General features: G+C 62.2%; 19 protein-coding genes. 14 read left to right on the top strand and 5 right to left on the bottom strand.

The features are described 5' to 3' along the window. Positions 1-53: 53 nt before the first annotated feature. From thiM to thiD, 3 genes are read left to right on the top strand one after another with little or no spacing between them, the layout of a single operon-like run. Entirely contained in the window at positions 54-857 is an 804-nt protein-coding gene (gene thiM / locus AC1DIJ_RS00570; protein WP_112389000.1) for a hydroxyethylthiazole kinase, read from the top strand. Beyond that, a complete protein-coding gene (gene thiE, locus AC1DIJ_RS00575) occupies positions 854-1,489 on the top strand; it encodes a thiamine phosphate synthase (protein WP_112388401.1) in 636 nt (211 codons plus the stop codon). The genes thiM and thiE overlap by 4 nt, the downstream gene beginning before the upstream one ends. Then, the gene (thiD, locus tag AC1DIJ_RS00580; RefSeq protein ID WP_112388402.1) at positions 1,486-2,298 is read left to right on the top strand and encodes a bifunctional hydroxymethylpyrimidine kinase/phosphomethylpyrimidine kinase; all 813 of its coding nucleotides are present in this window, start codon (positions 1,486-1,488) and stop codon (positions 2,296-2,298) included. The genes thiE and thiD overlap by 4 nt, the downstream gene beginning before the upstream one ends. 31 nt (positions 2,299-2,329) lie before the next feature. On the opposite strand, the gene AC1DIJ_RS00585 is transcribed toward thiD, so the two are convergent. From AC1DIJ_RS00585 to AC1DIJ_RS00600, 4 genes are all read right to left on the bottom strand, one after another. Further along, positions 2,330-2,938, bottom strand: coding sequence for a YdeI/OmpD-associated family protein (locus tag AC1DIJ_RS00585; protein WP_112388403.1), 609 nt, complete (start codon positions 2,936-2,938; stop codon positions 2,330-2,332). 66 nt (positions 2,939-3,004) lie between these two features. Continuing rightward, on the bottom strand, positions 3,005-3,853 hold the full coding sequence (locus AC1DIJ_RS00590) for a carbohydrate ABC transporter permease (RefSeq protein ID WP_112388404.1): 849 nt from the start codon (positions 3,851-3,853) through the stop codon (positions 3,005-3,007). After that, positions 3,846-4,784, bottom strand: a complete 939-nt coding sequence (locus tag AC1DIJ_RS00595) for a carbohydrate ABC transporter permease (protein ID WP_112388405.1) — start codon at positions 4,782-4,784, stop codon at positions 3,846-3,848. The genes AC1DIJ_RS00590 and AC1DIJ_RS00595 overlap by 8 nt, the downstream gene beginning before the upstream one ends. A 71-nt stretch (positions 4,785-4,855) precedes the next feature. Continuing rightward, complete coding sequence (locus AC1DIJ_RS00600) at positions 4,856-6,163, bottom strand: ABC transporter substrate-binding protein (RefSeq protein WP_112388406.1); 1,308 nt, start codon at positions 6,161-6,163, stop codon at positions 4,856-4,858. 205 nt (positions 6,164-6,368) lie between these two features. Between AC1DIJ_RS00600 and AC1DIJ_RS00605 the strand changes: the two genes are divergently transcribed. The 11 genes from AC1DIJ_RS00605 (at position 6,369) to AC1DIJ_RS00655 (ending at position 17,112) form a co-directional block, all read left to right on the top strand. Then, positions 6,369-7,568 (top strand): ROK family transcriptional regulator, encoded by a 1,200-nt coding sequence (locus tag AC1DIJ_RS00605; protein WP_112388407.1) that lies wholly within the window; start codon positions 6,369-6,371, stop codon positions 7,566-7,568. Positions 7,569-7,601: 33 nt separating this feature from the next. Then, positions 7,602-8,702 carry a Gfo/Idh/MocA family protein gene (locus AC1DIJ_RS00610; protein ID WP_112388408.1) on the top strand — a complete coding sequence of 367 codons (1,101 nt, stop codon included), beginning with the start codon at positions 7,602-7,604 and terminating at the stop codon, positions 8,700-8,702. A gap of 18 nt (positions 8,703-8,720) precedes the next feature. Beyond that, positions 8,721-9,362, top strand: coding sequence for a ThuA domain-containing protein (locus tag AC1DIJ_RS00615; protein ID WP_112388409.1), 642 nt, complete (start codon positions 8,721-8,723; stop codon positions 9,360-9,362). 184 nt (positions 9,363-9,546) lie between these two features. After that, the gene (locus tag AC1DIJ_RS00620) at positions 9,547-10,029 is read left to right on the top strand and encodes a GNAT family N-acetyltransferase (protein WP_112388410.1); all 483 of its coding nucleotides are present in this window, start codon (positions 9,547-9,549) and stop codon (positions 10,027-10,029) included. Between the two features lie 21 nt (positions 10,030-10,050). After that, positions 10,051-11,073 (top strand): glycoside hydrolase family 3 N-terminal domain-containing protein, encoded by a 1,023-nt coding sequence (locus tag AC1DIJ_RS00625; RefSeq protein ID WP_112388411.1) that lies wholly within the window; start codon positions 10,051-10,053, stop codon positions 11,071-11,073. A gap of 39 nt (positions 11,074-11,112) precedes the next feature. Then, positions 11,113-12,762, top strand: a complete 1,650-nt coding sequence (locus AC1DIJ_RS00630; protein ID WP_112388412.1) for an ABC transporter substrate-binding protein — start codon at positions 11,113-11,115, stop codon at positions 12,760-12,762. 55 nt (positions 12,763-12,817) lie between these two features. After that, complete coding sequence (locus tag AC1DIJ_RS00635; RefSeq protein WP_112388413.1) at positions 12,818-13,795, top strand: ABC transporter permease; 978 nt, start codon at positions 12,818-12,820, stop codon at positions 13,793-13,795. A gap of 13 nt (positions 13,796-13,808) precedes the next feature. Beyond that, positions 13,809-14,687 carry an ABC transporter permease gene (locus tag AC1DIJ_RS00640; protein WP_405049567.1) on the top strand — a complete coding sequence of 293 codons (879 nt, stop codon included), beginning with the start codon at positions 13,809-13,811 and terminating at the stop codon, positions 14,685-14,687. Beyond that, the gene (locus tag AC1DIJ_RS00645) at positions 14,684-15,487 is read left to right on the top strand and encodes an ABC transporter ATP-binding protein (protein ID WP_112388415.1); all 804 of its coding nucleotides are present in this window, start codon (positions 14,684-14,686) and stop codon (positions 15,485-15,487) included. Before AC1DIJ_RS00640 ends, AC1DIJ_RS00645 begins: the two co-directional genes overlap by 4 nt. Continuing rightward, on the top strand, positions 15,484-16,383 hold the full coding sequence (locus tag AC1DIJ_RS00650; RefSeq protein ID WP_112388416.1) for an ABC transporter ATP-binding protein: 900 nt from the start codon (positions 15,484-15,486) through the stop codon (positions 16,381-16,383). The genes AC1DIJ_RS00645 and AC1DIJ_RS00650 overlap by 4 nt, the downstream gene beginning before the upstream one ends. Positions 16,384-16,434: 51 nt before the next feature. Further along, positions 16,435-17,112, top strand: a complete 678-nt coding sequence (locus tag AC1DIJ_RS00655; protein WP_112388417.1) for a spermine/spermidine synthase domain-containing protein — start codon at positions 16,435-16,437, stop codon at positions 17,110-17,112. Here the strand turns inward: AC1DIJ_RS00655 and AC1DIJ_RS00660 are convergent. Then, entirely contained in the window at positions 17,109-17,906 is a 798-nt protein-coding gene (locus AC1DIJ_RS00660; RefSeq protein ID WP_112388418.1) for an HpcH/HpaI aldolase family protein, read from the bottom strand. The two genes, AC1DIJ_RS00655 and AC1DIJ_RS00660, sit on opposite strands and share 4 nt — an antisense overlap. Positions 17,907-17,916: the final 10 nt, after the last annotated feature.

The raw sequence follows: 17,916 nt of genomic DNA on the forward strand, positions 1-17,916 counted from the left end.
GCTTTCGTTCGTCCGGCCTCCGGCGTCTTGCCCCGCCCCACAAGGGACGCAAGATGACGACTTCGAGATCACCCGGACAATTGCTGACCGCGCTGCGCGCCGCGCCGCCGCTCGTTCACTGCATCACCAACTATGTCGCGATGAACATCGCCGCCAATGTCGTGTTGGCCGCGGGCGCCTCGCCCGCCATGGTGCATGCCGAAGAGGAAGCCGGTGAATTCGCGGCGATATCCGGGGCATTGACGATCAATATCGGCACGCTGTCGCCCGCCTGGGTGAGCGGCATGAAACAGGCGGCGAAGGCCGCTGCCCGCAACGGCAAGCCCTGGGTGCTGGATCCGGTCGCCCATTACGCGACGGGCTACCGCCGGGAGAGCGTTGCGGCGCTGCTCGATCTCAATCCGGCAATCATCCGCGGTAATGCTTCCGAGATCATCGCGCTTGCCGGCAGCGAAAGCCGCGGCCAGGGCGTCGACAGCCGCGATCCCGTCGAGCAGGCGGAAGGTGCCGCCCGCAGCATTGCCGCCCAGTATGGTGCTGCCGTTGCGGTCACCGGTCCGATCGATTTCGTCACCGATGGCGCGCGTGCTGTCAGGATCGCCGGCGGCTCGGCCCTCATGCCGCAGATCACCGCGCTCGGCTGCTCGCTGACCTGCCTGACCGGCGCCTTTGCCGCGATTGCGCCCGAGGAGACTTTCGATGCGACAGTCGCAGCGCTGGCAATGTTTGCCGTCGCCGGCGAACAGGCAGCGCTGGAAGCGAAAGGCCCCGGCTCCTTCTCCTGGCGTTTCCTTGATGCGCTCGCGGCACTCGACGGTCCGGGCCTCGACCAGGCGGCAAGGATCAGCCCGGCGTGAAGACCTTCGATCTTTCCCTCTATCTCGTCCTCGATCCGCATCTCTGTGCCGGATACGGGCTTGTCGAAACCGCGCGTGCCGCCGTTGCCGGCGGGGCGACCATCGTGCAACTGCGCGACAAGACGGCGGACACCCGGCAAATGATCGAAACCGGCCGGGCTTTGCAGCATGTGCTCACGGGCAGCAACGCGCTGCTCATCGTCAACGACGATGTCGAGGCGGCGATCGCGCTCGGTGCCGACGGATTGCATATCGGCCAAGATGATCTCGGCGCGATTGAAGCTCGCCGGAAGATCGGGCCGGACATGATCCTCGGCCTGTCGGTCGAGACGGCGGCGCTTGCCGCCGCGGTGGATCCCGCCATCGTCGATTATGCCGGAATCGGCCCGGTCTTTGCCACCGCGACGAAGCCTGACCATAAGCAACCGATCGGCCTGACAGGTCTGGCCGATCTCGTTCGTGCCTGCCCGGTTCGCTCCGTAGCGATCGGCGGGCTGAAGGCCGAGCATGTCGGCCCGGTGCTTGCCACCGGCGCCGAGGGCCTTGCGGTCGTCTCGGCGATCTGCGGCCAGCCCGATCCGCAGGCGGCGACCGCAGCCATCGCAGCCAGCATCAGAAAGGCACGCTCATGATCCGTAACGTCCTCTCGATTGCCGGGTCCGACCCCTCGGGCGGCGCCGGCATCCAGACCGATCTCAAGGCTTTCTCGGCGCGTGGCACCTATGGCATGGCCGTGCTGACGGCGCTGACCGCACAGAACACGACGGGCGTTTCTGCCGTGCAGACGGTCTCTCCGGCGTTTGTCGCTGAGCAAATCCGCATGGTTTTCGCCGATGTGCGCGTCGATGCCGTCAAGATCGGCATGATCGCCAATGCCGCGATTGCCGAGGCGGTCGCCGATGCCCTGCAGCCGCATCGCGGTATTCCCATCGTGCTCGATCCCGTCATGATCGCCAAGGGCGGCGCCACCCTCCTCGACATTGCTGCGATCGGCGCGCTAACCACGCGTCTCCTGCCGCTCGCAACGATGCTGACCCCGAACTTGCCGGAGGCGGCAGCGCTGCTCGGTGAAGGCCATGCCGAAAGCCGCGAGCAGATGCAGGATCAGGCGCGCAAGCTGCTGACGCTCGGCCCTGGAATGGTTCTCCTCAAGGGCGGCCATCTCGGCGGCAACGACAGTCCCGATGTGCTGGCGAGCGCCGATCACATCACCTGGTTCGAGGCACCGCGGGTTCCGACGAAGAACACCCATGGTACCGGATGCACTCTTTCCAGCGCTCTTGCCGCAGAGCTCGCCAAGGGCAAATCGCCGGAAGCCGCCGTTGCCATCGCCAAGCGATACCTCGCCGATGCGGTGGCGGCGGCAGGTCAACTCGGCGTCGGCTCAGGTCACGGCCCCGTCCATCACTTTCACGCCTTGTGGAACGAGCCGGACCTGTGAGACACCGGGACCGGCGAAAAAGCCGCCGGTCTCAACCCTTCTGCTTTTTTCCCTGCGGATAGATCGTCTCGCCCTTTTTGAGCATGGCGACGAAGCTCTCGATATTCCGCCTCCGGCCGGCTTCGGTCTTGATCTTGTGCATGCGGAATGCCAGCGCGAAACGGTTCTGCTCGCTGAGCTTTGCCAGCATGTCCCTCGCCTCCGGCTCGGCATCGATCGCCGCCTGCAGATCGTCGGGGATCTTCATGTTCTTGCCGCTGCCATAGGCACGGTCCCAGCGGCCGTCGGCCTTGGCGGCCTCGACCTCGCGCAGACCGTGACCGGTCATCCGGCCTTCACTGATCAGTCGTGCGACATTGTCGACGTTGATCTGGCTCCATGTTCCGTTCTTCGTGCGCCGGGTGTAGCGCTGCAAATAGCTCTTCTCATCGAGGCTCTTGCGCACCGCATCGATCCAGCCCCAGCAGAGCACGGCATCGATCGCCTCGACGGGCGTGATCGATGGCAGGCCCGAGGCCACCTTGAAGATGCGGATCCAGACCTCGTTTTCTTTATCGTGATACTTCGAAAGCCAGTCGTAGAATTCCCCGGCATTGCTGAATTCATGCACCTTGTCCGGATCGACGACGATCGGAGCCATTCGCTTTATCCCCCGTGAAGCCTGCGCCCGGCCATGGTAGCGGCCACGGCGCAAACTTCAACTCGCTCAGGACTTGACCGCTCCGGCCGTCAGACCGGCAATGATGTGTTTCTGGGCAAGGAAGAAGACGATGATGGTCGGCATGATCGTCAACGTGATGAAGGCCAGCACCAGCTGCCATTCGGTGCCGAATTCGCCGCGATAGACCATGATGCCGAGAGGCCAGGGATATTTCGATTCCGAATTGAGCATGATGAGCGGCAGGATATAGCTGTTCCAGCTGCCGACGAAGGAGATGATGCTAACCGTGGCGATGATCGGCCGCGATAGCGGTAGAGAGATGTACCAGAAGAAGCGCAGATAGCCGCAGCCATCGACGAAGGCCGCCTGGAACAATTCTTCCGGAAGGTTGCGAAAATAATTCCTAAACAAGAGAATGCTCATACCAAGGCCGAAGGCCACCTGCGGCAGCACCACGCCCCAATAGGTATCCAGCAATCCGAGATCGCGGATGCGGATGAAGAGCGGCAGAATGGCGGTGGCGGCCGGGAACATCAGCCCGAGCAGGAAATAGTTCAGCAGGAACGACGAGCCGAAGAAGCGCACATGCGCGAAGGTGAAGGCTGCCATCGACGAGACGATCAGCGTCAGCGACACTGTCAGCACCGCAATGACCAGCGAATTGAAGATCTGCAGCCAGTAGCGCTCGCCGAAAAGGATGTCAGTATAGTTCGACCATTGCCATGCGGCCGGCAGGCCGAACGGATTGACGCGCAAATCCCCCAGCGTCTTGAAGCCGCCAAGCGCCGTTGTCAGCAGCGGAATGAGCACGAGGGCGGCGATCAGCGTCAGCGAGACGTAGAGATAGACTTTCGTCCCCGTTTGCATGCGAATGGTGTCGGTCGTGTCAGTCATTGCGCATGAATATCCTTTTGTAGCCGAAGGCGAGCGTCACGCAGATGATGAACAGCACGACGCCGACGGCGCTGCCGAGGCCCACCTGCATGCGCATGACGCCGTAGGTGTAGAGGAAGGTGACCATCGTCTGCGTCGAGTTCGATGGGCCGCCGCCGGTCAGCGGCATGATCATGTCGAAAAGCTGCAGGGAGCCGATGACCGCAAAGAAGATCGACAGGCGCAGCGTCGAGCCGAGCAATGGCAGCGTGATGTAGCGGAATTTCTGCCAGCCGGAAGCGCCGTCGATATCGGCTGCTTCGAGCACGTTCTTGTCCACGGATTGAAGGCCGGCGATGAACAGCATCATGTGGAAGCCGAAGTACTTCCAGACGACGACGCCGAGCACCGCATAGATCGCCACGTCCTTGTCGGCCAGCACATAGGGGTTGGCAAAGCCGAAGAAATTGGCCGTTGCGGCAAACAGGCCATAGTCGCCGTCATAGACGAAGCGCCAGATGAGACCGGCCGCGACATCTGCCAGGACGTAGGGCAGGAAGAAGATCAGCCTGTAAGTGACGACACCCGGAATGCGGTGCGCCAGCATGGTCGAAAGCCAGATTGCCAGCGGCACCTGGATGGCGATCGAGATGATGATGATCAGGCCGTTGTTGATGAGCGCCTGGCTGAAGGCGGCATTGCGGAACAGCACCTGGAAGTTCTTGAAGGCGATGAATTCGGTTGGCGTGCCGTAGCCGTTCCACTTGTAGAAACTGTACCAGGCCGCCTCGCCCATCGGCATGATGACGAAGAGCGTGAAAAGGATCAGCGCCGGCGGCAGGAAGAGCAGCAGGATGGCCCAGCGGTCATGCGCGATCGAACTGCGGTTCTTTCGCGCGCTCTTGGAAAGGCCTTTCGCGCCGATGCCAGTTGAAACGGAAATGTCAGCCATGTGTCCTGCTTTCGCATGCGCCTGATCAGGTCCCGGCGCCTTGCGGCGCCGGGAAGAGAATGCGGAGTGGATCACTGCTCCAGTTCGAACGCGTCCTGGATCTGCTGGGCGCCATCCTTCGAACTCATCTGGCCCGAGACGATTTCGACCGAGACGTCATTGACGACGCGGCCGACGGCGGCGCCGAGATCCTGGTCGAAGAAGTTCTGGTGCCAGGTGGAACCGGCGAGCTGCTTGGCGGATTCGGCGAGCAGCGGGTTGACGACACCGTCATCGGCGCCGACAGCGACCGGCAGCAACATGGCGTTCTTCGCCATTTCCCGCTCGTTATCGGCATTCGTCAGATAGGCGAGAAAGTCGATCGCCTCCTTGGACGCCTTCTTGGTGACCACCCAGCCGTTCAGACCGCCGAGCGTATCAGTGGCTTTGCCCGCGCCGCCATCGACTGTCGGGAAGGCAAAACGGCCGATATTCTCAGGCGCCAGACCCTTGCCGTCGCCGGCATTCTTGCGCTGGTTGGCTTCGGTGTTCTCGAAGCCGAGGATCATCGCCGCCTTGCCGTCGCCGAAGACGCCGAGCGCCTGCGGCCATGTCACGCCAAGGTAGCCAGGCTGGAAGGGTTCAAGCTTGCCGAGCGCGGCGAGGTCGTCACCGGCCTTGATGATCGCCGGATCGAGGAAGCCTTCGCCCTCACCCTTCTTGGCAGCGTCGAACACCTTCTGGCCGCCTTCGCGCATGACGAGGTAGCTCCAGTAGAAGTGGATCGGCCACTTCTCACCGCCGCCACCGGCGATCGGCACGACGCCGCCATCCTTCAGCTTCTTCACGGCATCGAGGAAATTGGCCCAGCTCTTGATGTCTTCGGCTTTCACGCCGGCCTTGGCAAACAGCTCCTTGTTGTAGAAGAAGCTGACGAGGCCGACCTTGTAGGGCACGGCCCAGACCTTGCCGTCGAAGGACATGCCGTTAACGGAAGCGGGCGTGAACTGCTTGCGCAGCTTGCCGCCATCAGCGTCGAGCGCGGCCGTGACCTCCTGCAGCGCGCCGGTTTCGGACTGCTGCTTCAGGACGCCCCCGCCCCAGCTGTAGAAGAAATCGGGCACGTCGTCGGATTGCAGAAGCGTCGGCAGCTTGGCCTTGAAGGCCTCGTTTTCCAGGAACTGCATTTGGATATCGACGTCGGGATGCAGCTCTTCGTATTTCTTGACGATCTCTTCCCACTTCGCCACGAATTTCGGATCAAGCTCCAGATGTAGCCATTTGACGACAGTCTTCGCCGAAGCCGCACTGGCGCCGAGTATCAGCGAAACCCCTGCAGCGGCTGCCAGAAATGCAATGCGCTTGCCGCGAAGGGCCAGGCCCTTGTGCATATACGTCATGATTTTTCCTCCCAGGGGCTCCATCCTCACAATTTTTCCCCTATGCGGATTAATTCAACGGAGCTTGCGCACAATGTCAACCCAACTGCCCAAATTTTTGCCGTTCCGGCTTGACAGAGGCCTGTTACTGCCTGTTATTTAATTTGTAACCCGTCGAAAATGTTTGGGCCACGGCCCCATTCAAGCGATTGCCCGGCTAGATTTCATGAAGACCGCAGATCCCGAATTGATGCGCGCGATCAATCGCTTGAACGTGCTGGATACGATCCGCCGCCACGGGCCGATCTCGCGTGTGGAGATCAGCGAACGCACCCAGCTGTCGACGACGACCGTTTCCGCGATCACCGCTTCGCTGCTCGACGACGGCCTCATCCTGCCGCGGCATGAAGGCGACATCCGCAACGAAGCGGCGCGCGGCAGACCGCGGGTGATGCTGGAGCTGAACCCGGATGCCGCCCGCGTCGTCGGCGCGAAGATCGCCGCCAACCGCATGATCTTCGTCGTCACCGATTTTCGTGGCGACGTGTTGTCAAAGCTGACGCTTCCGATCCGCATCGACCGGCAGCCGATCGCCGTCATCGCCGATCTCGTGGAAGACGGCGTGCGCCGCTGCGTGGTCGATGCCGGGCTCTCGCTCGAGGATGTCGATACCGTCTGCCTCGGCCTTCCCGGCGTCATCGAACATCGCACCGGTCATGTGCGCAGCAGCCCGATCTTCCGCGAGGTGAATGTCGATTTCGCCGCCGAGATGACGGCGCGACTCGGCACATCGACGATCGTCGAGAGTGACGCGCACGCCATCACGCTTGCCCATCACTGGTTCGGCAAGGCGCGCGATCTGGAAGACATGGTGCTGATTTCGCTCGAACAAACGCTGGGCCTTGGGGTGCTGCACGGCAACCAGCTGTTCCGCGGCGCGGGCGGCCTCAGCCATAATCTCGGCGACCTCGTGCTCGGCATGGGGCCGCAGGGCACGGTACGCCTCTCCACTCAGGCGGGCGAAAGCGCCATCCTCGGCGATCAACAGGCCGACGGCCGTTTTGCCGAAGCGATCCGGCTTGGCCGGGGCATGACCCACGCCCAGGCGCTGATCAAGGCCGAGGACAATACGCTGATCGCCTCGGCCATTCGCGCCGGTGAGGCAGTCGGCCTGACGGTCGCCAATATAGTAACCCTTTTCGCTCCACCGCGCGTCATCCTCGTTGGATCCAGCCTGGCGCTCGGCGAGCCGTTCCTGAACAGCCTTCGCGATGCCTATGCGGTGGCGATCCCGCCATCGCTGAAGGGCGTCACCGAACTCGTCTTCGACGATTCCAGCGACGATTTCTGGGCGCAGGGTGCTGCCGCCGTCGCGCTCTACGAACTCTATGAATCGCCCTGGAGCACCACGGGGCCAGCGCTATAGCGCTGAAACAGATACATATCCTGGGAGGAACTTATGGAAAAAGTCGGTATCGGCATCATCGGATGCGGCAATATTTCGGGCGCCTACCTGAAGGCGATGGCTTCCTTCCCGATCCTCGACATCCGGGGCGTGGCCGATCTCAACCGCGCACTGGCCGATGCGAAAGCGGCGGAATTCAATGTCCCGGCAAAGAATATCGACGAGCTTTTCGCCGATCCCAAGATCGAGATCATCGTCAATCTGACGGTGCCGAAGGCCCATGTCGCCGTTGGCCTGCAGGCGCTGGACGCAGGCAAGCACACCTATTCCGAAAAGCCGCTCGGCATTAATTTCGCGGAAGGGAAAAAATTGGCGGAAGCCGCCAAGGCGAAGAATCTTCGCATTGGCGCAGCGCCCGATACATTCCTCGGTGGCGGCCATCAGACGGCGCGGACTCTCGTCGATAGCGGCGTCATCGGCCAGCCGGTTGGCGGCACCGCGACCTTCATGTGCCCGGGCCATGAGCGCTGGCACCCGAATCCGGCCTTCTATTATGAAGTCGGCGGCGGACCGATGCTCGACATGGGGCCTTATTACATCACCGATCTCGTCAATCTCTTCGGCCCGGTCGCGCAGGTTGCCGGTTTCGCCGTGGCACCGCGCAAGGAGCGCGTCATCACCAGCGAACCGCGCAACGGCGAGAAGATCCCGGTTCACGTGCCGACCCATGTGGCCGGTGTCATGGCCTTTGCCAATGGCGCGGTCGTGCAGATCGGCATGAGCTTCGATGTTGCGGGCCACAAGCATGTGCCACTTGAAGTCTACGGTACCGAGGGCACGCTGATCGTCCCCGATCCGAACCATTTCGGCGGCGAAGTGCAGTTTTTCAAGAAGGGCGGCAGCTTCGAGACGCAGGAACTGACCTCGCCTTATGCCGATGGCAACTACCGCTCGATCGGTGTCGCCGACCTTGCCCATGCGATCCGCTCGAACCGGCCGCATCGCGCCAATGGCAGTCTGGCGCTGCATGTGCTCGAGGTCATGGAAGCGTTCCACACGGCCTCGGAAAGCGGCCGCACGGTCACCATCACCACGGCCACCGAGCGGCCCGCGCCGCTCTCGGAATCGCTCGTCGACGGGCGGCTCGCCAAATAATTTTCAGGAGGAATATGCATGCGTGAAGCACTGATCGTCTGGGGCGGATGGAGCGGCCACGAGCCGCAGGAATGCGCCGTCATCATCAAGGACATGCTCGAGGAGGACGGCTTCAAGGTCTATGTCGAGCATAGTACCGAAGCCTTCGCCGACCCTTCCGTGCACGATCTCAGCCTCGTCGTACCGATCGTCACCATGTCGAAGATCGAAAAGGAAGAGATCAAGAACCTGGCCGCGGCTGTGGAAAACGGCGTCGGCATTGCCGGTTACCACGGCGGCGCCGGCGACAGCTTTCGCGAATGCGTCGAATACCAGTTCATGATCGGCGGCCAGTGGGTCGCCCACCCCGGCAATATCATCGACTATAAAGTCAACATCACCAGGCACGATGACCCTGTCATGGAGGGGATCGTCGATTTCCCCTACACGTCGGAGCAATATTACATGCATGTCGATCCGTCGAACGAAGTGCTGGCGACGACGACCTTCACCGGCGACCATGCCTATTGGATCGACGGCGTGGTCATGCCCGTCGTCTGGAAGCGCAAATATGGCAAGGGCCGCGTCTTCTATTCCTCGCTCGGCCATCAGGCCAAGGAATTCGGCGTGCCTGAAATGAAGACCATCTTCCGCCGCGGAGCCAACTGGGCAGCGCGCTAAATCACTGATCTTGCAAGAGCCTTGGATAGCCCGGCGCAGAGCCGGGCTATTTGCGTTTTGCCGCCCCCTGCGCGGCGTTCTGTCCTCCCCCAGATTCCCTGTTGACATCCAGGATCGAAACGACGAAGTCTATGTCATTAAAAGGGGATACATTCCGTAATAACGGAATATTGGAGGACGACAGGTGCCCGACCTGCTGGTAAACCTATATTCGAAGACGCTCGACGGACTGAGATTAAAGGCCGATGAAACCGGTGTCACCATCCGTCCGGCCCTGCCGCCGGAAATGCATGTCGTTACCGCCTGGGTTCGCGAGCATTTCAGCGAGAACTGGGCGAGCGAAGTCACCGTCGCGTTTTCCCGCCAGCCCAATGCGTGCCTGATCGCCGTCGATGGCGGCAAGCTTCTCGGCTTTGCCTGTTACGACACCACGGCACGCGGCTTCTTCGGCCCGACTGGCGTGGCACCTGAAGCCCGCGGCAAGGGCATCGGCCTCGCCCTCTTTTCCGCCTGCCTACAGACGATGAAGACGCTTGGCCACGCCTATGCCTTCATCGGCGACGCAGGCCCGGTCGATTTCTACGCCAAGACCGCTGGCGCCGTACCCATCCCCGCGCCCGACAAGGGCACCTACGAAGGCATGCTCAGAAGCAAGCCGAAGACCTAAACTGATACCGGAGCATAAAGAGTGTCCAAGACCCCCCTCGCCCTTTTCGTCGGCATGCCCAATCCGACCCTGTCGGACGACGAGTTCGCGCTGTTTCGCGAAACCAATCCGCTTGGTCTCTTCGTCGGCCGCCGCAACCTGAAGACCCCCGGCGACGTCAAGGTGCTGATCGAACGCTTCCGCGAGGCTGTTGGCCGTGAGGATGCGCCTGTATTCACCGACCAAGAAGGCGGACGCGTCCAGCATCTGGATGCCGGTCCATGGCCGCTCTTCCGCAGCTTCGGCGCCTTTGCCGAGCTCGCTCAGCGTGATCTCGAACTCGCCAAGCGTGCACTTCGCCTTTCCTCCCAGGCCATGGGCGCGATGATGACCGAGCTCGGCTTGACGAGCGGCTGCTCGCCGGTTCTCGACCTGGTCTTCCCGACCACGAGCGCCGTCATCGGCGCCCGCTCGTTCGGTGCCGATCCTGACATCATCGCCGCCCTCGGCCGCGAGGTCGTCGATGGCCTGCTCGAAACCGGTAACATGCCCGTCATGAAGCACATTCCGGGCCACGGCCGCGCAACGCTCGATTCCCACAAGGAGCGCCCAGTCGTCGATGCATCGCGCGAGACACTCGAAGCCACCGATTTCAAGCCCTTCGTGGCGCTGAAGGACACGCCTTGGGCGATGGTTGCCCACGTCGTCTATACCGCCTACGACAAGGAACTGCCCGCCTCCATCTCGCCGGTCATGCATAACGTGATCCGCAAGGACATGGGCTACGAGGGCGTGCTGATCTCGGACTGCATCTTCATGGAATCGCTGCAGGGCACCATGCCGGAACGCGTCAAGCAGGTGCTCGACGCCGGTTTCGACATCGCGCTTCACAGCCATGGCGACATTCCGGAAAGCGAAGCAGCCGCCAAGGCCGCCCGCCCGCTCACAGCTGCAGCACTTGCCCGTATCGAGGCCGGCAAAGCCCGCCTCGGCAATCTCAAGATCGACGTCCGCGCTGCACATGCGGAAGTCGAGGACATGTTCAAGACCGTGCTGGCCGCCTGACCAGCCCGGTTCGCGAAGCAACCAACCAAGGGGAATAAAGTGAAAAAATACATATTCGCCGCCGCAACAGCTCTGTCACTGCTGTCCGGCACCGCCATGGCGCAAACCGTTTTGACCGCCAACATCGAACCGGCGACGACCTGGGTTCGCAACTTCAACCCGTTCAACCAGACGTCGTCGCGCCAGTCGACGCTCGACTTCATCTATGAGCCGCTGGTGATCTTCAACCGCTTCGACAGCAACAAGCCGGTCTTCCGCCTGGCCGAAAGCTTCAAGCAGTCCGACGATCTGAAGACGATCGAGTTCAAGCTGCGCTCGGGCCTCAAGTGGTCGGACGGCAAGCCGCTGACGGCTGCCGACGTCAAGTTCACCTACGAATATCTCAAGAAGTTCCCGGCTCTCGACTTCGTCAGCATCTGGAGCTTCATCACCGGCGTCGAAGCCGTCGATGGCCAGACCGTCCGCTTCACGCTGAAGGACCCGAGCTCGCTCGCCGCCGAACAGCTGTCGCAGCTGCCGATCGTTCCCGAGCACGTCTGGAAGGACGTTGCCGATCCGGTCACCTTCGCCAACGAAACCCCTGTCGGCAGCGGCCCGCTGACCGAAGTTCCGCGCTTCACCGGCCAGACCTATGACCAGTGCCGCAACCCGAACTATTGGGATGCCGAGCACCTTAAGGTCGACTGCATGCGCTTCCCGCAGCTCGCCGACAACAACCAGATCCTGACGGCGACCGCTGACGGCACGCTCGACTGGGGCGTTTCCTTCATTCCCGATATCGACAATGTCTATGTCTCGAAGGACCCTGATCACTATCACTACTGGTATTCGCCGAGTAGCATGGTGGCCTTCCTGTTCAACCAGGAAACCGCCAACGAGAGCAACAAGAAGGCCTTCAACGACGTCAAGTTCCGCCGCGCGGTCTCCATGTCGCTGGACCGCAAGACGATGATCGACGTCGCAGGCTACGGCTATCCGACGCTGAACGAAGATCCCGGCCTGATGGGCGAGCTCTACAAGAGCTGGGCGGACCCGTCCGTGAAGGCCGATTTCGGCAAGTCGGCAGCCTATGACGCCGACGCCGCCAAGGCGCTTCTCGACGAAGCCGGCTACAAGGACAAGGATGGCGACGGTTTCCGCGACAATCCTGACGGTTCGAAGATTTCCTTCACGATCATCGTGCCGAATTCCTGGACCGACTGGATCGACACCGTCAACATCGCCATCGAAGGCATGCAGGCCGTAGGCATCGACGCCAAGATCGAGACCCCGGAAGAAGCCGTCTGGACCTCTGACTTGATCGAAGGCAAGTTCGACGCCGCGATCAACAGCCTGCCGGCCTCGTCGTCGCCCTACTATCCCTACAAGCGCGCCTTCAGCGCTTCGGACAAGGGCAAGACACGCTTCACGGCGCAGCGCTGGTTCAATCCCGAGGTCGAGGCTCTCGTCACCCAGTTCACGCAGACCGCCGATCTCGGCAAGCAGAAGGAAGCGATGAACAAGGCTCAGCGTATCGTTGCCGAAAATCTGCCGATGATCCCGGTCTTCAACAACCCGAACTGGTATCAGTACAACACCAAGCGCTTCACCGGCTGGTCGACCAAGGAGAACCCCTTCGTCAATCCGTCCATCTCGCGCACCAACCCCGCTCGCCTTCTGAACCTGCTCGCTCTCGAGCCGGTAAAGTAAGCACGGACCCTCGGGAGCGGCTCCCCTCAGCCGCTCCCGGTTTCACGGAGTTTCCATGGCTTTCCTGCTACGCCGCCTGGCTTTCTACTTGGCAGCCTTCATCGCGGCGGCAACGATCAATTTCTTCCTGCCGCGCCTGATGCCGGGTGACCCGGTGCAGATCATGTTCTCGAGCGCCGGCGCCGAACTGCCGCCGGAGAGCCTGCAGGCATTGAAGCTGACTTTCGGTTTCGTGGACGGGCCGCTGTGGCAGCAATATCTGACCTATCTCGGCAGTATCTTCACCGGTGATCTCGGCCGCTCGGTCAAGTATTTCCCGTTGCCGGTCACCTCGGTTCTCGGTCATGCCCTCGTCTGGACCGTCGGCCTGATGGGCACCGCGACGGTCATCAGCTTCACCATCGGCAGCTTCCTCGGCATCCTCGCCGCCTGGCGCCGTGGCAGTGCTTTCGACGTCATCGTCTCGGTCGTGGCGATCTTCGCGACCTCGGTTCCGGCCGTCGTCACCTCGCTGATCGTCGTCTTCATCTTTGGTTTCACGCTCGGCTGGTTTCCGAACGGCTATGCCGCCGATCCGTCGCTCGATCCGGCCTTCACGCTGCAATATATCGGCAGCGTGCTCTATCACGCCGTCTTGCCGATGATCACGCTCTGCGCCGTCATGACCGGCGGCTTTGCCGTCACCATGCGCAACAACATGATCAACCTGCTCGGCGAGGACTATATCGTCATGGCGCGCGCCAAGGGTCTCTCCGACCGGCACGTGATGATCTGGTATGCCGCGCGCAACGCGCTGCTGCCGACCGTCTCGTCGCTGGCGATCGCCATCGGCACCATCCTCGGCGGGTCGCTGGTCACAGAGGTGGTCTATAATTATCCCGGCCTCGGCAACATCCTCTACCAGGCAATCCTAGCCCGCGATTACCCCGTTATCCAGGGACAGCTCCTGATCATGACCACCACCATGCTGGTCGCTAATTTCATCGTCGATGTCAGCTACGTGCTGCTTGATCCGCGATTGAAGGGAGCGTGACATGAAGACCCTCATTTCCGGCCTGCTGCGCAACCGCAAGGCACTCGTCGGCGTTGCCATCATTCTCTTCATCATCATCGTGGCGATCGCCGCGCCTTTGATCACGCAATATGATCCGACGGCGCGCACCGGCCGTCCGCATCAGGCGCCGTCGCTCGATCATCTGCTCGGCACGACGCGCATCGGCCAGGACGTGTTTTCGCGGCTGATCTACGGCGCCCGAACCTCGCTCGCCGTCGGCTTCGGCGCCGGCCTGCTGATCACCATCGTCGGCACGGCGCTGGGGATCATCTCAGGCTACCGCGGCGGCAAGACCGACGAGGTCATCAGCTTCTTCACCAACATGGTGCTCGTCGTTCCGAACCTGCCGCTGCTGCTCGTGCTCGCCGCCTTCATCGGCCAGGCGAGCCCCCTCGTCATCGCCCTGATCCTTGGCGGAACCTCCTGGGCCTGGGGCGCACGCGTCACCCGCGCCGAGACGCTTTCGGTCAAGCAGAAGGACTTCGTCAAATCGGCAGAAACGATGGGCGAGCCGCAATGGCGCATCATGCTGTTCGAGATCTTCCCGAACGTCATCTCGATCGTCGGCATCAATTTCATCGGCAGCGTCATCTTTGCGATCATCACCGAAGCGACGCTGGAATTCCTCGGTCTCGGCGATCCCCGGGCCGTTTCATGGGGAGCCATGCTCTATAACGCACAGAAGGCATCCGCGCTCTCGGTCGGCGCCTGGTGGGATATCCTGACACCCTGCTTCGCACTGGCGCTGCTCGGCATCGGCATGTCGCTGCTGAATTTCGCCGTCGACGAGGTTGCCAATCCGCGGCTTCGCACCGGCGGACAGCTCGGCCGCTGGAAGACATTGATCCGCACCGGGGAGGGCCGCCTGTGAGCCAGCCACTGCTGTCGGTCAAAAACCTGACCATCGACTATATCGGCGAGGAAAAGGATTTCCGCGCTGTCGACAATGTGAGCTTCGATGTAGCGCCCGGCGAAGTCTTCGGCCTTGCCGGTGAATCCGGCTGCGGCAAGAGCACGATCGCCTTTGCCATCAGCCGCCTGCACAAGCCGCCGGCGCTGATCCGCAAGGGCAGCGAAATCCTGCTTGCCGGCCGCGAAGTCCTCGACCTCGACCCGCAAGCCCTTGCAGCCTTCCGCTGGCGCGAAGTCGCCATGGTCTTTCAGAGTGCCATGAATTCGCTGAACCCGGTTCTGCGCATCGAGGACCAGTTCTATGACGTGCTGAAGAAGCACAAGGGAATGACCAAGGCGCAGGCGCGCGAACGGGCGGCCGAGATGCTGAAGCTCGTCGATATCGCCCCGGACCGGATGCGCAACTACCCGCATCAGTTTTCCGGCGGCATGCGCCAGCGCATCGTCATTGCCATCTGCATGGCGCTCGATCCGAAGCTCGTCGTCATGGACGAGCCAACGACGGCACTCGACGTCGTCGTCCAGCGCGAAATCCTGCAGCGCATCAACGAGCTGCGCCGCCAGTTCGGCTTCTCGGTGCTGTTCATCACCCATGATCTCGGACTGATGGTGCAGTTCTGCGACCGCATCGGCATCATGCTGGCGGGCAAGCTCGTCGAGCAGAACAGCGCCGAAGACATCTACAAGAACCCGCAGCACGACTATACGAAGAAGCTCTGGGCCTCCTTCCCCTCACTGCATGGAGGCGTGCTCGCATGAGCGAAGCGATCCTCTCTCTCGACAAGGTCGATAAGACGTTCGGACACGGCAGCTCGACAGTGCATGCCGCGCGGTCGATCTCGTTTGCGCTCCACCCCGGCCGCGCCCTGGCGCTGGTCGGCGAATCCGGTAGCGGCAAAACGACCTGCGCCCGCATGGCCATGCGCGAATATGCGCCGACCTCGGGCCAGATCCTCTACAAGGGCAGGCCGGTCGAAGCTGCGGGCCGCGCTGAAATCGCCGACTACCGGCGTTCGGTGCAGATGATCTTTCAGGATCCCTTCGCTTCGCTGAACCCGGCGCATACGATTGCCTATCATCTGACACGGCCGCTCAAGCTGCACCGCCCCGATATCAAGGCGTCGGCGATCGAGGCAACAGTGCGCGAGCTGCTCGAGCGCGTGCGCCTTGACCCCGATCTCGTCGCCCCGAAATATCCGCACGAGCTCTCCGGCGGCCAGCGCCAGCGCGTCAACATTGCGCGTGCGCTTGCTGCAAAGCCCGAGATCATCGTGGCGGACGAGCCGACCTCGATGCTCGACGTCTCGGTACGCCTCGGCGTCCTCAATCTGCTGAACGAGATGAAGCAACAGATGAATCTCGGCCTTTTCTACATCACCCACGATATCGCGACCGCCCGCTACGTCGCTGAGGATATCGCCGTCACGTATTCCGGCCAGATCGTCGAATGGGGACCGACTTCAGAGGTGATCGACAACCCGATCCATCCCTATACCCGGCTGCTGCTGTCGGCGGTACCGGATCCGGACGTCCGCTTCGATGATCCGAAGACGCGGCTGAAGCCGGAAGAGGTCGATGGCATCCGCAAGGCGGCTGCCGCCACCCAGGACACCATCATCGAGGCATCGCCGGGACATTTTGCCCGCAGCCTGTGACTTCATTTATCGCTTGTGCTAGGGGAGCGGCCGAACGGAAGGCGAAACGGCATGCTCCCCTGGATCGAACTCGACAAGGCAACCATCCCCGGCGACGGCGGCGACCTGCGGCTCAAGCAGCGCGGCTCGGAATTTTCCATCATGCTCGGCGCCAACGAGCTGATGAACAGCCGTCTCAGCGGCTCGGAAGAAGCCCTCGCCACCCTCTCCTACGAGCGCATCAAGAGCCACAAGCGGCCGAAGGTGCTGATCGGCGGTCTCGGCATGGGTTTCACACTGCGGGCGGCGCTCGCCGTTCTCCCCGGTGATGCCGAAGTCGTCGTCGCCGAGCTGGTTCCGGCAGTCGTTGCCTGGGCACGCGGGCCTATGGCCGAGGTGTTCAAGGGATGCCTGGATGATCCGCGCGTGACGATCTTCGAGGGTGATGTCGGCGAAGCGATCCGCGCCGCAAAGGCTGGGTTCGATGCGATCCTGCTCGACGTCGACAATGGCCCGGACGGGCTGACCCGCAAGTCCAACGACAGGCTCTACGATTTCGGCGGCATAAGCGCGAGCAAGGCCGCACTGCGCGCCGGCGGCGTGCTGGCCGTCTGGTCGTCGGGACCGGACACCAGCTTTACCCGCCGGCTCAAGGATGGCGGCTTTGCCACCGAAGCGGTGAGTACGCGCGCCGGGAAGGGCCGCGGCGCGCGTCACGTTATCTGGCTGGCGGTCAAGCCTAACCGTTAAGCCTTGAAGCCCTTCCGGGCGGCCGCAATCTCGCGGGCGGCGCCATTGCGCAACTGCGTGGAATCGCCTGCCGCGATCACCAGATCGCAGCCGAGCGTCAGCATTTCGCCGGCCCGCGCGCCGTCGCTGCCAAAGGCACAGACGAACTTCTTGTGCGCCCGGCAGCGGGCGATCACATGCGACAGCTCCTTGTCGATCTCGGGCGTATCCGGCGCAACCTTCGCACCGTTGGACAGCGCGATCGAGAGATCCGAAGGGCCAACGAAAATGCCGTCGATACCATCAACGCCAAGAATATCGTCGACTGCAGCGAGTGCTGCCCGGGTCTCGACCATGGCGATCGTCACGGTCAGGTCGTTTGCGGTCTTCAGATAATCGCCGGCCGAAATGCCCGTGTGATTCAGGGCCAGTGTCGGTCCCCAGCTGCGCTCACCGAGCGGCGGATATTTGGTGAAGCTAACCAGTGCTTCGGCATCCGCCTTGGAGTTCACCATCGGCGCGATGATACCGGAGAAACCGGCATCGAGCAGGCGCGAGGCAGCCGCGAAATCGCCGACCGGAATGCGCGCCAGCGCCGGCTTTCCAGCCGCCCTGATCTGCGAGACGGTCGCCGCCGCAGTGCCGAGGTCCCACATGCCGTGCTGCATATCGAGGACCAGCGTGTCGAAATCCTCCTGCGCCAGATGATTGACCATCAGCGGCGAGGGAATGCCGATCCAGGCTGAAACCAGACCGCCGTGGCCGCCCTTTTTGATCCTCGCCGCGAAGCCGTCGATAGCCGATGGGGCGCTCATGTCATGTCTC

This window comes from Rhizobium sp. 10N427 (assembly GCF_056394605.1).

Coding starts and splice junctions, on each gene's coding strand:
- thiM (WP_112389000.1), top strand. CDS start 54: ATGACGACTTCGAGATCACCCGGACAATTGCTGACCGCGCTGCGCGCC.
- AC1DIJ_RS00660 (WP_112388418.1), bottom strand. CDS start 17,906: ATGAGCGCCCCATCGGCTATCGACGGCTTCGCGGCGAGGATCAAAAAG.
- AC1DIJ_RS00615 (WP_112388409.1), top strand. CDS start 8,721: ATGCGTGAAGCACTGATCGTCTGGGGCGGATGGAGCGGCCACGAGCCG.
- AC1DIJ_RS00635 (WP_112388413.1), top strand. CDS start 12,818: ATGGCTTTCCTGCTACGCCGCCTGGCTTTCTACTTGGCAGCCTTCATC.
- AC1DIJ_RS00610 (WP_112388408.1), top strand. CDS start 7,602: ATGGAAAAAGTCGGTATCGGCATCATCGGATGCGGCAATATTTCGGGC.
- AC1DIJ_RS00650 (WP_112388416.1), top strand. CDS start 15,484: ATGAGCGAAGCGATCCTCTCTCTCGACAAGGTCGATAAGACGTTCGGA.
- AC1DIJ_RS00585 (WP_112388403.1), bottom strand. CDS start 2,938: ATGGCTCCGATCGTCGTCGATCCGGACAAGGTGCATGAATTCAGCAAT.
- AC1DIJ_RS00605 (WP_112388407.1), top strand. CDS start 6,369: ATGAAGACCGCAGATCCCGAATTGATGCGCGCGATCAATCGCTTGAAC.
- AC1DIJ_RS00595 (WP_112388405.1), bottom strand. CDS start 4,784: ATGGCTGACATTTCCGTTTCAACTGGCATCGGCGCGAAAGGCCTTTCC.
- AC1DIJ_RS00590 (WP_112388404.1), bottom strand. CDS start 3,853: ATGACTGACACGACCGACACCATTCGCATGCAAACGGGGACGAAAGTC.
- AC1DIJ_RS00600 (WP_112388406.1), bottom strand. CDS start 6,163: ATGACGTATATGCACAAGGGCCTGGCCCTTCGCGGCAAGCGCATTGCA.
- AC1DIJ_RS00655 (WP_112388417.1), top strand. CDS start 16,435: ATGCTCCCCTGGATCGAACTCGACAAGGCAACCATCCCCGGCGACGGC.
- thiD (WP_112388402.1), top strand. CDS start 1,486: ATGATCCGTAACGTCCTCTCGATTGCCGGGTCCGACCCCTCGGGCGGC.